Origin of the sequence: Paraburkholderia caledonica NBRC 102488 (assembly GCF_000685095.1) — a bacterium.
Lineage (GTDB): Bacteria > Pseudomonadota > Gammaproteobacteria > Burkholderiales > Burkholderiaceae > Paraburkholderia > Paraburkholderia caledonica.
In genome coordinates this window covers 569,857-584,911 of sequence record NZ_BAYE01000002.1, presented here as the reverse complement: position 1 = coordinate 584,911, position 15,055 = coordinate 569,857, and the positions used below count along the sequence as shown (strand labels likewise).

At 62.5% G+C, this 15,055-nt stretch carries 14 protein-coding genes and 1 pseudogene; 10 read left to right on the top strand and 5 right to left on the bottom strand.

Features of this window, described 5'->3' with window-relative positions; genetic code table 11:
* The first annotated feature begins 2 nt into the window (after positions 1–2).
* Genes BCA01S_RS06520 through BCA01S_RS06475 form a run of 10 tightly spaced genes read left to right on the top strand, consistent with a single transcriptional unit; the run spans position 3 to position 8,939 of the window.
* Entirely contained in the window at positions 3–1,325 is a 1,323-nt protein-coding gene (locus BCA01S_RS06520; RefSeq protein ID WP_027776237.1) for an MFS transporter, read from the top strand.
* A complete protein-coding gene (locus BCA01S_RS06515) occupies positions 1,312–1,983 on the top strand; it encodes a DUF4286 family protein (RefSeq protein ID WP_027776236.1) in 672 nt (223 codons plus the stop codon). The genes BCA01S_RS06520 and BCA01S_RS06515 overlap by 14 nt, the downstream gene beginning before the upstream one ends.
* 21 nt (positions 1,984–2,004) lie before the next feature.
* Positions 2,005–2,841, top strand: coding sequence for a fumarylacetoacetate hydrolase family protein (locus BCA01S_RS06510; RefSeq protein WP_027776235.1), 837 nt, complete (start codon positions 2,005–2,007; stop codon positions 2,839–2,841).
* On the top strand, positions 2,838–3,650 hold the full coding sequence (locus BCA01S_RS06505) for a shikimate dehydrogenase family protein (protein WP_027776234.1): 813 nt from the start codon (positions 2,838–2,840) through the stop codon (positions 3,648–3,650). The genes BCA01S_RS06510 and BCA01S_RS06505 overlap by 4 nt, the downstream gene beginning before the upstream one ends.
* 50 nt (positions 3,651–3,700) lie before the next feature.
* A complete protein-coding gene (locus tag BCA01S_RS06500; RefSeq protein ID WP_027776233.1) occupies positions 3,701–4,492 on the top strand; it encodes an IclR family transcriptional regulator in 792 nt (263 codons plus the stop codon).
* Positions 4,493–4,528: 36 nt separating this feature from the next.
* Positions 4,529–5,014, top strand: coding sequence for a MaoC/PaaZ C-terminal domain-containing protein (locus tag BCA01S_RS06495; protein WP_027776232.1), 486 nt, complete (start codon positions 4,529–4,531; stop codon positions 5,012–5,014).
* A gap of 14 nt (positions 5,015–5,028) precedes the next feature.
* Entirely contained in the window at positions 5,029–5,892 is an 864-nt protein-coding gene (locus BCA01S_RS06490; RefSeq protein ID WP_027776231.1) for a sugar phosphate isomerase/epimerase family protein, read from the top strand.
* Between the two features lie 12 nt (positions 5,893–5,904).
* The gene (locus BCA01S_RS06485; RefSeq protein WP_020067565.1) at positions 5,905–6,366 is read left to right on the top strand and encodes a MaoC family dehydratase; all 462 of its coding nucleotides are present in this window, start codon (positions 5,905–5,907) and stop codon (positions 6,364–6,366) included.
* Between the two features lie 51 nt (positions 6,367–6,417).
* Positions 6,418–8,034 (top strand): acyl CoA:acetate/3-ketoacid CoA transferase, encoded by a 1,617-nt coding sequence (locus BCA01S_RS06480; RefSeq protein WP_027776230.1) that lies wholly within the window; start codon positions 6,418–6,420, stop codon positions 8,032–8,034.
* Positions 8,031–8,939, top strand: coding sequence for an aldo/keto reductase (locus tag BCA01S_RS06475; protein ID WP_042318042.1), 909 nt, complete (start codon positions 8,031–8,033; stop codon positions 8,937–8,939). Before BCA01S_RS06480 ends, BCA01S_RS06475 begins: the two co-directional genes overlap by 4 nt.
* 470 nt (positions 8,940–9,409) lie before the next feature.
* Here BCA01S_RS06475 and BCA01S_RS34625 read toward each other — a convergent pair whose 3' ends face one another.
* The 5 genes and pseudogenes from BCA01S_RS34625 to BCA01S_RS06455 all read right to left on the bottom strand — a co-directional run bounded on the left by BCA01S_RS34625 (position 9,410) and on the right by BCA01S_RS06455 (position 14,985).
* Positions 9,410–9,826 carry a MarR family winged helix-turn-helix transcriptional regulator gene (locus tag BCA01S_RS34625; RefSeq protein ID WP_244145965.1) on the bottom strand — a complete coding sequence of 139 codons (417 nt, stop codon included), beginning with the start codon at positions 9,824–9,826 and terminating at the stop codon, positions 9,410–9,412.
* A gap of 94 nt (positions 9,827–9,920) precedes the next feature.
* A pseudogene (locus tag BCA01S_RS38985) lies at positions 9,921–10,001 on the bottom strand (oxidoreductase); the annotation flags it as partial.
* 30 nt (positions 10,002–10,031) lie between these two features.
* Positions 10,032–13,169 carry an efflux RND transporter permease subunit gene (locus BCA01S_RS06465; protein WP_027776228.1) on the bottom strand — a complete coding sequence of 1,046 codons (3,138 nt, stop codon included), beginning with the start codon at positions 13,167–13,169 and terminating at the stop codon, positions 10,032–10,034.
* Positions 13,166–14,281, bottom strand: a complete 1,116-nt coding sequence (locus BCA01S_RS06460) for an efflux RND transporter periplasmic adaptor subunit (protein ID WP_027776227.1) — start codon at positions 14,279–14,281, stop codon at positions 13,166–13,168. The genes BCA01S_RS06465 and BCA01S_RS06460 overlap by 4 nt, the downstream gene beginning before the upstream one ends.
* Before the next feature lie 83 nt (positions 14,282–14,364).
* Positions 14,365–14,985 carry a TetR/AcrR family transcriptional regulator gene (locus BCA01S_RS06455; protein WP_027776226.1) on the bottom strand — a complete coding sequence of 207 codons (621 nt, stop codon included), beginning with the start codon at positions 14,983–14,985 and terminating at the stop codon, positions 14,365–14,367.
* Positions 14,986–15,055: the final 70 nt, after the last annotated feature.

The window sequence follows — 15,055 nt, the reverse complement described above, 5'->3', positions numbered from 1 at the left end:
ACGTGAACCAACCGGCAACGGCGCCCGCAAAGCGGCGCTGGTATCAGGAAATCAATCGCGCACAATGGCTGACGCTCGCGGGCGCGTGGTGCCTTTGGGCGCTCGACGCCGTCGACTTTCTGCTGATCACTTTCGTGCTTATCGACATCGCGAAAACCTTCGATGTCACGTTGCACACTGCGTCGCTGCTGATTCTCGCGACCTTCGGCGTGCGCTGGCTCGGTGGCATGCTGTTCGGCAATCTGAGCGATCGTATCGGCCGCAAGATTCCAATGCTGATCGCGCTCGTGTGGTTCACGGCGGGCGCGGCGTTCACCGGCCTCGCGTGGAGTTTCACGGCGGTGTTCGTGTTCCGGCTGTTGCTCGGTTTCGGCATGGCACCGATCCTTACGCTCGGCTCGACGATGATCGCCGAGGTCTGGCCGGAGAAATACCGCGCGATCGGTATCGGCATTCTCGACACCGGCTGGGGTTTTGGCAGCGTGCTCGCGGCAACGCTTTACGGTTTGATCTATCCGCACTTCGGCTGGCGTCCGCTGTTTTTTGCAGGGATCATTCCGGGCCTGCTCGTAGGATTGTATATCTGGCGTTTCGTGCCGGAATCGCCGGTGTGGCTGAAGGCGCGCGAGAAAGGTCTCGTGTCGAAGCGCAAATCGCCCGCCGCAACGCTGTTTCGCGAGCATCTCAAGCTCGTGCTCGTGCTGAGCCTCGTGCAATTCCTGCTGCAATTCGGCTCATGGCCACTGCAGGGTCTGCTTGCGACGTATCTGCGCGAATTGCATATGCCGCCGGCGTCGGTGAGCATGATCACCAGCGCGGGTGCGATCGGACAGATCTGCGGGTTCTTCTGTTCCGGCTTTATCGCTGAACGCGTCGGCCGCAAGAATGCAATTGCGATGATGCTCGCGATCGGCTGCTGTTGCGTGTTCGCGCTCGTCAATCTCGCGCCGGTCTCGATCGCGCTCGGCTGCACGTTCGCGTTCCTGTCGGGCTTCTGGATCGTCGGCGCATCCGGCATCTATCCGACGATCCTGGCCGAAAATCTGCCATCGAACGTGCGCGCAACCGGCGTCGGACTGATGTACAACATTGGCGTGATCGGCGGCGGCATTGCGCCGTTCATCGTGCTGGCCTCGCTCGATTATTTCAAGGTTGCGTTGCCGAAAGGGATGTTCTTCTACACGCTGCTCGGCGATGTGCTCGGCGTACTGATTATCTATCTGGCAACCCGTGAAACACGCGGCATTCCGATCGAACATGCGGGCGCGCAAGACGACGAGTCCGCGCAACCACAACAGGAGGGTATTCGTCGTGATGCTTGGTAACGCAGCGCTCGCATTCTGGAACGGCATCGCACCGGGTGGCGACGCGGAATTTCTTGCATGGCATGTGTCGGAACATATCCCCGAGCGTGTCGGTCTGCCGGGTTTTCTGCGCGGCCGTCGCTACGTCGCGAGTCGCGGCTCGCCTCGTTATTTCAACTTCTACGAAACCGAATCGCTCGGTGTGCTCGAATCGCCGGTCTATCGGGACCGGCTCGATCATCCGACGCCGTGGACCGCCAGGGTAGTCGCCACCTTCGTCGACACGTCGCGAACAATGTGCCGCGTCGCGCACACTCGAGGTATCGGCGAGGGCGCGTGGATGCAGACAATCCGCTTTGCGTTTCCGTCTGTCGCGCGTGATCAGGCGATCAGCACGCTGATCGGGATACTCGACGATTTGCCGGCGCGTACAGCCCTGGTCGGCGCGCATCTGCTCGACGGCGTGCAGCGGCAAACGAAGCCGACGCGCGAGCTCGAATTGCGCGGCACGCCCGATGCACAGATCGACGGCGTGCTGCTGATCGAAGCCGCTGACGAAGCGACACTCGATTCACTCGCCGAACGTGAACTGGCCGACGATTCATTGCGTCAAGCGGGCGTCAGCGCGATCGCGCGCGGCAACTATCAACTGCAATACAGCCTCAGCGCCTCGCGCTGATGTTCAACAAAAGGAAATCGCATGAAACTGTTTCGCTTTGGTCCCGTAGGTGCGGAAAAGCCCGGTGTCGTCGACAGGAACGGAACGCATCGTGATCTGTCTGCCGTGATTGCCGACATCGATCCCGCAACGATCGCTGCCAGCCTCGAAAGCAAGCTCGCCAACCTCGATCTGACCACGCTGCCTGAAGTACCGAAGGGCACACGTTTCGGTCCGTGCATTGCGCAGCCAGGCAATTTTCTGGCGATCGGTCTGAATTACGTCGAGCATGCGAAAGAGACCAACGCGCCGCTGCCGGAGGAACCGATTCTGTTCAATAAGGCGCCGAGCTGTATCGTTGGTCCGGACGACGACATCGTCTTGCCGCGTGGCTCCGAAAAAACCGATTGGGAAGTCGAACTCGCGTTTGTGATCGGCAAACGCGCGCATTACGTCAGCGAGGCCGACGCGCTATCGCACGTGTTCGGTTATTGCGTGTGCAACGACGTTTCGGAGCGCGCATTCCAGCTCGAACGCGGCGGCCAGTGGGTGAAGGGAAAATGCGCGCCGTCGTTCGGTCCGATCGGTCCGTATCTCGTCACTGCCGAAGAAATCCCCGATCCGCAGAAACTGCCGCTCTGGCTCGAGGTGAACGGTGAGCGCGTGCAGAACAGCGACACGAGCGACATGATCTTTTCGATCCGTACCATCGTGTCGTACGTGAGCCAGTTCGTCGTGTTGATGCCGGGCGATCTCATTACGACGGGCACGCCGCCCGGCGTTGGCCTCGGCATGAAACCGGAGCGCTATCTGAAGCGCGGCGACACGGTTCGCCTGAGCGTCGAAGGGCTGGGCACGCAGACCCAGCGCGTCGTATGAACACGGCGTCCTCCATCCCGGTGACCGGCGCGACGGCGCTGTACGTGATCGTCGGCGATCCGGTTTCGCAGGTGCGTTCGCCGCAGGTCGTCAATGCGCTGTTTGCGCAGGCGCAGATCGACGCGCTGCTGGTACCGATGCACGTTCCGCGCGACCGCTTTGGTGAGACGATGCGCTCGCTGATGGCGATCGGTAATCTTCGCGGTATCGTCATCACCGTGCCGTTCAAGGTCGATGCGATGTCGCTCGTCAGCCATGTGTTGCCTGGCGCGCAAGCGGCGGGCGCGTTGAACGCGATGCGCCGTCTGCCCGATAATCGATGGGAAGGCGACATGTTCGACGGCGCCGGTCTCGTGCGCGCGCTCGCTGATGCCGGTCATCCGCCGGCCGGCAAGCGCGTGCTGCTGGTCGGTGCGGGCGGCGCCGGACGCGCGATCGCAATCGCGCTCGCGCAAAGCGGCGTGCGCGAGATTGCGTTGAGCGATATTGACGGCGAACGCGTCCGGCAGGTCGTTGAGGCGGTGGCAAATGCCGCACCGTCGTGCGTATGTCGAGCGTCCGAACCGACTTTCGACGGCCACGACCTCGTGGTCAACGCGACGCCGCTCGGAATGAAGCCTGACGACGTATTACCCGTCGACATCGCGGGTATGAACGCGCAGCACGTGCTTTTCGACATCGTGCCGAAGCCTGACGTGACCGCGCTGATGCGCGCCGCGCAATCGCAAGGCGTGACCACGATCGGCGGCAAGCGCATGATTGAAGGGCAGGCTCGCGCGCTGGCCGGATTTTTTGGGCATCGTGTATAAACGCGGTCCGGTGCGAACCATTCAATTCACATGCAATGAGTAGGTAACGTATGAGCGTCGCTTTGGAACGTGGCATGGCCATCCTCGAGTTGCTGTCGACCGATCGCAACGGCATGCAGCTGAGCCGGCTTTCGGAGGCACTCGATATTCCGGTAAGCGCAATGCATCGCTTGCTGACCAGCCTGATCGAAATGGGTTACGTGCATCAGACACGGGAGATGGGGCAGTACTGCCTGTCGCTGAAGTCCGTGTCGCTCGGCATCCGTTTCGTATCGAAGAACAATCTGATCGACCTCGCGCGGCCGCTGATGGACGAACTCGCGAGCGTTTCGGGTGAACTGTCGCGGCTCGGCCTGATCGACGGCGAGCGGCTGGTGTGGGTGTCCAAGTCGCTAGGCACGCGGGTAGGTCTGCGCTACGACCCGGACAGCGGCGCAGAAGCCCCGTTGTTCTGCTCGGCGTCCGGGCTGGTCTGGCTCGCCACGATGAGCGACGAAGAAGCGCTCGCGCGGGTGATGAAGACCGGTTTCGGCCGGGACGAGGATTACGGCCCGAACGCACCGCGTACCCCGGAGGAGTTTCTCAAGCAGTTGCGCCGTGCACGCGCGAACGGCTACGCAACGGTGACCAATAGTGTCGAGGCGGCCACTTCGGCGATGGCCGCGTTGATTCGCGGCAAGGACGACGAGCCGATTGGCGTGCTGACGATTGCGGGGCCGATGTTCCGCTTGACCGCGAAGCGCATGCAGGAACTCGCGCCGCTGCTGATGCGCGCAACGGCGGCACTGTCGGAAGTCAATGCCCCCACCTTTGCCATGCCGCCGGCGCATCTGCACGGATGAACGCACTCAATGTCCTCTAACGGGAAGGAGATCAAAATGAGCGACTCTGTCGCCAGTGACACGCGGCGTCTGCTGAAGCCAGGCATTTACGGATTGAACGACATCGAGGCCGGCGACTATTACCTCACCGCGGGCATCACCGTGACGGAAACGCACGTCGTCAATTTCGCGGGCGTCTCGGGCGACTATTACGACATTCACGTTGACGACGTCGCCGCCCAGGAGGCCGGCTTTCCTGGGCGCATCGCGCACGGCCTGCTCGGTTTGTCGCTCGCCGACGGATTGAAGACGCGTTGCCCGGTGCTGCTCAAAGGGCTCGCGACACTCGGCTGGAACTGGTCGTTTCGCGCGCCATTGATGATCGGCGATCGCATTCATGTCGATATCGAAGTCATCGGCAAGCGTCCGACGAAGCGGCCCGATCGGGGGATCGCGACGTTGCGCCTGAAGGTGCTGAATCAGCGCGGTGAAGTCGTGCAGGAAGGCGAGACGCTGATGATGATGCCGACTACGCTCGCATGAGGAAAGCACTGGTTATGCGCGATCTTTCACAGCATCCCGAGCACTTTGCCCTGAACACCGCGACGCTCAGGCAATGGCCGCTGGAGCGCATCATCGAGGGCTGCGCGCGTCGCGGTATTCGCGCGATAACACCGTGGCATGCCGACGTCGAGCGCGTCGGTGTGGCACAGACGAAACGCCTGCTGCGCGAGGCGCAGATTCAGTTGTGCGGTTATTGCCGCGGCGGTCTTTTTCCGGTCGCGCAGGCCAGCGAACGCGATGCGGTTTTCGAGCGTAACCAGCGTGTACTCGACGCCGCGCGCGAACTCGATGCGCCTTGCGTGGTCCTCGTCGTAGGCGGCTTGCCGGGGGCGATGGAGGGCGAGCCGACAAGCCGCGATCTGGCCGGCGCGCGCGAGCAGGTGAAGGACGGCATTGCACGCACACTCGACTACGCGAAGTCGCTTCGCATGCCGCTCGCGATCGAGCCGCTGCATCCCATGTACGCCGCCGATCGCGCATGCGTGAATACGCTTGAACATGCGCTCGACCTGTGCGACGCACTCGACCCGACGATGCAAGGCGATCTCGGCGTCGCGGTGGATTGTTATCACGTGTGGTGGGACCCGAAAGTCGATGCGCAGATCGCGCGTGCCGGCAAGCAACGGCTGCTTGGCTTTCACGTTTGCGACTGGCTCGTGCCGACCCGCGACATGCTCAACGATCGCGGCATGATGGGCGACGGCGTCATCGACATCGCGCGGCTGCGCGGCCAGATCGAACAGGCGGGATTCGACGGTTTCATCGAAGTGGAAATTTTCTCGAGCGACAACTGGTGGAAGCGCGACGGCGACGACGTGCTGGACACCTGTGTCGCACGTTATCGAACTGTGGTGTAAAGGAGTTAAAGCATGGAGCAGTCAGGTCTCGATTTCGTGGAAGTCGGTCAACGCTATACCTTCGGCAAGACCGTGTCGGAAACCGATGTGATGCTGTTCGCCGGCATCACGGGCGATTTCAGCCCGACACACGTCAACGAACAGTACGCGCGCGAGAAGTCGAATCTCGGCGGACGCATCGCGCATGGCGCACTGATGGTGGGCTATATGTCGACCGCTTCGACGCTGTCGATCGAACATGTGATTCACAAAGAGAATCTCAGCGATTTCCCCGTCTCGTCGGGCTACGACAAGCTGCGTTTCCTGAAACCGGTCGCGCTCGGCGATACGATCACCGTCGTTTATGAGGTGATCAGGATCGACAAGGAAAAAGGCCGCAGCATTGCGAAGAACGAAGTGTTCAACCAGCGCGGCGAACTTGTCGCGGTCGGCGAACACGTCATGCGCTGGGCGAAGAAACTGAAGGGCGAGTGAGCAGGCAGAAGGCGCATAACGGCGCATTGCAGCGGATCATCGGACAACATCATGCAGATCATTACAGCAGAAGAAGCGGCCTCGCTCGTAAGAGACGGCGACACGGTGCTCATCAGCGGATCGGGGGGCGGGCACGCGGTGCCCGACGCGCTGGTGGCGGCGGTCGGCGAACGGTTCAAACGCGAAGGTGCGCCGCGCGGTATCACCTCGATGAGCATCGTCGGCGTCGGCGATCGCGCGGCCCTGGGTGCGAGCCATCTCGCGCAAGAAGGCCTGCTGCGGCGCGCGATCACAAGTGCACTGGTCGATTCGCCCGGTCTCGTCACGCTCGCGGCGGAGGACAAGATCGAGGCATATACGCTGCCGCAGGGCGTGATGTCGCAGCTGATGCGCGAGATGGCGGCGGGGCGTCCCGGCCTGATTACCAGAACAGGCCTGCATACCTTTGTTGATCCGCGGCAGCAGGGCGCGCGGCAAAGTCCGCGCACGCCGGCCGATTTCGTTGAAGTAATCGAACTCGACGGCGAGGAATATCTGCGGTTCAAGCCGTTGCCGCTGAACGTGACCTTCATTCGCGGCACGACCGCCGACGAAGACGGCAACGTGACGATGGAAGAAGAAGCCGTGCTTGGTGAGATGCTGGCGATGGCGCAGGCAACGCGCCGCGCGGGCGGTGTCGTGATCGTGCAGGTTAAACGGGTGGCGCGGCGCGAGACCTTGCCGCCCAAACAGGTGAAGGTGCCGGGCATTCTGGTCGACTTCGTCGTGGTCGTGCCGGATCAGCCGCAGACGTACGCGACATCATACGATCCGAGTTACGCGGGCGAACTGCGCGTGCCGCTATCGGAGATCAAGCCCTTGCCGTTCGGGCCGCGCAAGGTGATCGTGCGGCGCGCGGCGCTCGAACTCTATCCCGGCGCGGTGTGCAATCTTGGCGCGGGCGTTTCGACCGGGCTGTCGACGATCGCTGCTGAAGAAGGTCTGCTCGACGCGGTCGTACTGACGAATGAGCAGGGCATTATCGGCGGCGCTCCGCTCACCGGACGCGATTCGGGTGGCGGCCAGAACTTTGCCGCGATGATCGAGCAGCCGTCGCAATTCGATTTCTACGACGGCGGCGGCCTCGATCTCGCGTTTCTGTCGTTTGCGGAAGTCGACCCGCAAGGTAACGTCAACATCAGCCGTTTCGGCGACAAGATCATCGGGGTTGGCGGCTTCATCAACATCAGCCAGAACGCGAAGTGCGTGATATTCAGCGGCACGCTGACGGCGGGCGGTCTCGATGTCGGCTGGGAAGGCGGCCGGACCGTGATCCGCAGTGAAGGGCGGCATCGTAAATTCGTCGAATCGATCGAGCAGGTCTGCTACAGCGCAGCGTTCGCGCGCGAGCGTGGGCAGACCGCGTTGTATCTGACCGAGCGCGCCGTGTTCCGGCTCGGCGACGAAGGCCTCGAGTTGATCGAAATTGCGCCAGGTGTCGATCTGGAGCGCGACGTGATCGGGCAGATGGCGTTTCGCCCCCGCGTCGCCGGAGATCTGAGGACGATGGACGCGCGTCTCTTCGATCCGCAACCGCTTCGTATTCGCGATGAAATCACCGCGCGCGGGCGGCGTTATCGTTCGGAACGTGTGGCGCAGTGGTATGCCGAGCGGGGCGCACGCGCATGATCGAACGCGTGCCCGCCGTCGCGCTTGCGCGAGACGTCGTGGTCTCGAAGGTCGTCGCGGGCATGTGGCGCGCGATGCGCTGGGACATGTCGCGCGAGGGGCTGGCGCGCTTCATCGACGAGTGTGTGGCTCTGGGTGTGACGAGTTTTGATCTTGCCGATATTTATGGCGGGGGTGCCGCGCAAGCGTTTTTTGGCGAAGCGCTGGCTGCGCGCGGCGGCAACAACGACGACATCCAGATCATCACCAAAGCAGGCATTCGGCTGCCTTCTTCCAACGGCGGCGGGGCGCGCGTCAAGCACTACGACAGCAGCGCGGCTCACGTGCGGCGAAGCGTGGATGAAGCGTTGTCGGTGCTGGGCCGTGAGCGGCTCGACCTGTTTCTGCTACACCGCCCCGATCCGCTTCTCGATCGGGACGAACTGGCGGAGCTGGCCCGTCAGTTGGTCGCGCAAGGCAAGATCGGCGCATTCGGGGTGTCGAATTTTTCCGCGCGTGAGTTCGACTGGCTGGGAGCGCGTGTGCCGCTAGCAAGCAATCAGATCGAGTTTTCGCCATTCCACACGGCGCCGCTCGACGACGGCACGTTGACGGCGATGAATGCCACGGACGTCGTGCCGATGATCTGGTCACCGCTCGGTGGCGGACGGTTTTTCGACGAGTCCAACAAGACCGGCTCGCGTGTGCGTGAAGCGTTGCAACGGATACAGCGGGATCGCGGGCTGCCGGACTGGATACCGCTCGCCTACGCATGGGTCTTTCGGTTGCCGAGCCGTCCCGTTGTGCTGACGGGAACAGGCCGCGTCGACGGGATCCGCGACGCGACGCGTGGCGCCAGCATCGCGTTGACGCGCGAAGAATGGTTCTATGTCCTCGAAGCAGCGCGGGGGCACTCTGTAGCCTGACCATTCGCTGACGTTGATCCGCATGGTTCTGTTCTGACTGCGTTGCGCACTCTTGAGAAGTTGGGGAGGTCCGCGCGCCTTGGTCGCATGCGAGATGTTGCTGTACTACGCGTCAAACAAGCGGGTGACGCACCATTTGGTCCGCGCGATGACGGCTCTGCTCCCACACGCCCCGCGGCCGACGCCGTGCGCCCCTCCTATGGCCGCGGTATAGCGCCGCATGCTAACTGCTCGCCACGAAAGCTCATGAATAACCGCTGCACGGCGCGACGCGTCGTCTGAAACTGATAACTCGTGTCTTGCGACCGTTCCGCCTGAGGCTTTCGGTTCGGGCCGCGAGTCGCGCGCCCGAGTCGGACCGATGAGCATGTTGCGACGATCGAGGACGTCCAGCTACAACTCGTGCCCGACGAATGACTGATAGCGGGAAGACTGGAAGACCGCTTGCGGGTCGAACTGAGCCGGACGCGTCAGGCAGGGATCGGCCGCCAGGAGCGTCGTGACGACCGAAGGCCGAAAAGGCTGTGGCTACAGCAATGATCCCCTGGATGCGCGCCTATCAGGACACCCGAGCTGGCGTTTCCGTCGATCTCCTTCGTGGGGATCGCGGAGATAAGCCCGCGGCGGAACAGTGGCGCCAGAATGGCCGACAGATTTGATCGGTCCATTTCCAGTTGCGCTGCCATGTCGCCGAAAACGAGTGGCTCGCGTCGATGTAGCAAGGCGAGCATGCAGAACTGCGAGGCGTTGACGTCCGTATGCCGCAGTGCGTCGTCGAAATGAGCCCAGAATGCGCGCATTGCGCGCTGGGCGAAAAAGTGGTTGAGCGCGAGGTCGGAGATATCTCCGATTGCGGGCATCGACGACTCGCAATTCTGATTTTCCATATCTGCGATTCCGGATGCGTTCGGACTGGGTTGCAAAGAGTTCCGTTCTGCCGCGGCAGTCGACGTTTCCTCCACGGCACCGATCAGGCTCGTTCCGCCTTGCAAACTTTTCGGCGGTGGCGCGTCCGATACCCGATGACACGCCGGTCACAACCACAACCGTGGAATTCGACATGAACAACTCCGTTTGGTGAACTGAGGGTGTTTAACGCGCGTCGAGCGCATCCTGCGTCATCGGTTCATAACGCGATGACAGGTGATCCCGGCTCTTGTTCGAACCCGCGGGGCTACCGGGGCGGATCTTGAACCAGATCGCGAACATGGCCGGCAGGAACACGAGTGTGAGAATCGTCCCGGCGAACGTGCCGCCGATCAACGTGTAGGCGAGGGTTCCCCAGAACACGGAATGGGTCAGTGGGATAAAGGCCAGGATCGCCGCCATCGCCGTGAGGATCACCGGGCGCGCGCGCTGCACAGTGGCTTCGACGACCGCGTTGAACGGATCCAGTCCGGCATTTTCGTTCTGGTGAATCTGCCCGATCAGGATCAGCGTGTTGCGCATCAGGATGCCCGAGAGCGCAATGAGACCGACCAGCGCGTTGATGCCGAACGGCTGTCCGAACAGGATCAATGTTGGCACCACGCCGATCAGGCCGAGTGGGCTGGTCATGAACACCATCACCATCGCGGAGATCGAACGCACCTGAAGGATGATGATGACCAGCGTGATCGCCAGCATGATCGGAAACAGCGGCAACATGGCGGTTGTTGCCTTGGCCGATTCCTCGATGGAGCCCGCCTGCTCGATGCGATAGCCGCTGGGCAGCTTCGCGATGATCGGCTGAAGCTGCGTCGTGATAGCCGTTGAGACGTCCGGTGGCTGCAGGTTGTCGGCAATGTCGCCGCGTACCGTGATTGTCGGCACGCGGTCTCGCCAACGCGAGATTGGCTCCTCCATGCGTACATCGACCTTACCCACCTGCGACAGCGGAATACGCTGCCCGTTCGCGCCGGCAAGCGTGAAGTCGCCGAGCCGGGCAGGGTCGAGACGCACATCGCCGGCCGAACGGGCGATCACCTGTACGGTACGGATATCTTCACGCACCGCAGTGACAGGTGTGCCGGTGAGCAGGAACTGCAACTGTTGTGCGACGGCGCTGGACGTCAGTCCCACCGCCTGCAAGCGGTCCTGTTGCAAGACGAAATGCAACGCTGGTGAGCGCGTGCCCCAGTCGGTATTGACCGTGCGCATCATCGGACTCGCCTGCATCACCCGCTCAACTTCAGCCGCGATTCCACGCAGCTTGTCCGGGTCCGGGCCGGTGACGCGATAGGCGACCGGAAACGGCGAATACGGCCCGAACACGAGTTGCGTGACGCGCACGCGTGCTTCGGGAACAAGACCGTCGGCGATGGCTCGCCGCAGTCGCGCCTTCAATGCATCGCGTTCCTCCTGACTGTCCGTGCGGATCACGATTTTCGCGAACGATGGATCGGGCAGTTCCGGTCCCATGGCCAGGAAAAAGCGCGGCGCACCTTGCCCGACGTAAGCCGTGACGATCCTGGCTTCCTTCTGATCAGACAACCATGCCTCCACCTTTTGCGAGGCGGCGCTGGTCTGTGAAATCGATGTGCCATAGGGCATCTGCACTTCGACCAGCACTTCGGGACGGTCGGAGATCGGGAAGAACTGCTTCTTGACCACGCCCATGCCGAGGATGGCCAGGGCGAAGAGGGCAACGACCGAACCGGCGACCAGCCATTTGCGCACGATCACGCGCGTAAGCAGCTGACGGAAGCGGTTGTAGCGCGGCGTGTCATAGATCGCGTCATGCCCGCCTTCGACCTTTTTGAAGTCGGGCAGCATCTTCACACCGAGATAGGGTGTGAAGACCACGGCAACGACCCACGATGCGATCAGTGCAATGCCGACGATCCAGAACATGTTGCTGGTGTATTCGCCTGCCGTGGACCTCGCGAAGCCGTTGGGCATGAAGCCGACCGCCGTCACCATTGTGCCCGACAGCATGGGTGCGGCGGTATGGCTCCAGGCATAGGCGGAGGCGGCCACACGGCTGTAGCCTTCCTCCATTTTCACCACCATCATTTCAATGGCGATGATCGCGTCGTCCACCAGCAGGCCCAACGCCAGGATTAGGGATCCCAAACTGATGCGGTCGAAGTTCTTGCCGGTCGCGGCCATCACCACGAACACGACGGCCAGCGTCAACGGCACGGCGGCGGCAACCACCAGGCCCGCGCGCCAGCCCATGCTCACGAAGCTCACGAACATGACCACTAGCAGGGCGACGAAAAACTTGAGCATGAACTCGTCGACCGCCGAATGAATGTTGACGGCCTGATCGGTGACCTTCGTCAGACTCATGCCCAGCGGCAGCCCGCCGTTGATTGCGCCGACCTCGCTGTCCAGTGCCTTGCCGAGATCGAGCCCGTTCCAGCCGTCGCGCATGACGATGCCGAGCAGCAGCGCGGGCTCGCCGTTGTTGCGGATCAGGAATGTCGCCGGATCTTCATAACCGCGCTCGACGGTGGCAATGTCCGACAGCTTCAGCGTGCGGCCCTGCATGACGACCGGCGTGTCGCGGATCTTCTGCAGGTTGTCAAAGGCGCCGTCCAGGCGAATGAACACTTCCGGACCTTTGGTCTCCACCGAGCCGGCTGGCGTCAGGGCGTTCTGGCCATTGAGCGCGGCGAACACGTCCTGCGGGCTGACCCCGAGCGTTGCCAGGCGCTCATGCGAGAACTGGACGTAGATGCGCTCGGCCTGCTCGCCGATGATGTTGACTTTCTTCACCCCCGGCACGTGGAGCAACCGCTGGCGCAGCGTCTCGCCATCGCGCACGAGCAGCCGTTGCGGTTCGCCCCGCGCTTTCAGTGCGAAGAGGGCAAACGTGACATCCGCATATTCGTCGTTGACCATCGGGCCGATCACGCCAGCCGGAAGGTTGGCTGTCTCGTCGCCGATTTTTTTCCGGGCCTGGTAGAACTCCTCCTGCACTTGCGCCGGAGGTGTGCTGTCGAGCAACGTCAGCGTTGTGAACGCCAGGCCGGGCCGCGTGTAGGTCTCGGTCCGGTCGTACCAGCGCAGCTCCTGCATGCGCTTTTCGATTTTCTCGGCGACCTGATCGTGCATCTCCTGCGCGGTGGCGCCCGGCCATACACTGACGATGGTCATCACCTTGATTGTGAACGCCGGGTCTTCGGCGCGGCCCAGCTTGAAGAATGACAGGAGCCCGGCCAGCGATATCAGGCAGATCAGGAACAGGGTGATGGAACGCTCGCGCACGGCGAGCGCCGAGAGATTGAATCGGCCTTCGCTCACGGACGTGCTCCTTCGTTCGCCATCGCGACGGCCTGGCCGGACACGCGAACCTGCTCGCCTTCGCGCAGCAAATGGGCTCCGAGGGCAATGACGCGATCGCCTTGCTTCAACTTACCGGACACGCGCGCACTGTCGTCGCCCAGGTGAAGGACCGTCACCGGCTGCCATGCAACCCTGGCCGGCTCGCCGTTGACTACCCACACGCCGGACCCTTTGCCCGCGTCGAGCACCGCGCCGATCGGCACCTGCATGCCGTCCTGGAGCGCCACGCGTGCGTCCGGTATCTCGATCGTGACGGTCGCGCCTAGCGGCGCGTCGGCCAGCGCACCCTGCAACACGTAACGTGCTTCGAAGGTGCGGGTACGCGGATCTGCCGTATCCGAGAGCTGGCGCAGCGTGGTTGACACGCTGGCGCCGCTGTCGCCGAACAGGGCCGCCTGGGCGACCGACCCGATGACAGGACGCAGAGTTTCCGGAAGCTGGATCACAGCCTCGCGGCGGCCCGCGTGGGCCAGTCGCACCACAGGCTGTCCGGCGCTGACGACCTGGCCCGGTTCGGCCAGTGTTTCCATCACGACGCCATCGCCGTCCGCCACCAGATCGGTGTAGCCCGTCGCATTGCGCGCCACGTCGGCGTCAGCCTCGGCCGCGCTGAGCTGCGCCTTGGCTGCATCGGCGGCCGCCTTGGCCTGGTCGTAGGCCGAAGCGGAAATCGCACCCGTGCCGCGCAGGTCTCGATACCGCTCCTCGTCCTGCGCGGTCTGCTGCGCTCGCGCCCGGGCAGCGGTGACCGCCTCCTGCCGGGCCTGTGCGGCCAGCTTGAGATCGATGGGGTCGAGACGCATCAGCACCTGGCCGCGCCTGACGGTTTGGCCGGTATCCACAAGCCGTTCCAGCACCTTGCCGGAAACACGGAAACCCAGGTCGCTTTGCACGCGTGCCGCGACGGTCCCCGTGAATGTGCGGGACGCGGGCACGGCGCGCTGAACGATGGCGGTGCGCACCAGCGGCACCTCGGTGCGTGGATCAGACGGTGCTTTTTCGCCGCAGGCCGCTAGCGCAAACGGCAGCGCACAGGCGAGTGCGGAAGTGGCGAGGCGACGCGAGAACATGAAAGTCCCATCGGTGAGGTGATGAAGGACTTCATTATTGTTCGAGTGACCAAATCAGTCAAGAGTCACAACGCGCGATCGCATCAGGGCGACAGACTTCGCAGTACCAGACTGGACAGCTGTGCAGGCGCGACGTCGGTGGTGTCGCGGTTGTACTGCAGAAGCAACGGGTTGAGGTAAGGGCGCAATACCAGATAGATCGCCATCGCGGTTTCGTCCAGCGGTGTCTTGCGTTCGAAGTCTCCGCTTTGCCTGCCTTCCTGCAGAATTTCCTGGAGCAGCTGCTGAACACGTGCTTCATAGGCTTGCACGGCCAGCCAGTTTTCCGTGGCGGCCGACGCTGCGATGTCGTACAGCTTGCGGTCCCGGAAAAACAGCCTGAGGCTAGCATCGGTGAAGACCTTGAAGATCCGTCTTAACTTCTCAGGCGGCAGATCGGTCTCTGCGACGGCTGCACGCACCTCCCTTTCGATTTCGCGCAGGCAGTTGATGCAGATCATCTCGCCAATGGCCTGCTTCGATTCGAAGAACTTGTAGATGTAGGCCTTGGAAAACCCGATTGCCTTGGCAAGGTCGGAGACCGTTGTTTTCTCGTAGCCATACCGGCTGAAGTGCTCGGTAGCGGCGGCAACGATCTGGTCTCGTACTTCGTGATCAGCCGGGCCGCGCGCGGGAACTGCGGAGGGCGTGGGAATGTTTTTCATGGACGAAGCATACAGGAGTGGACAACTAGTGACTATTTGGTATTATAGTCACGGTTAGGATCTCGCAAAG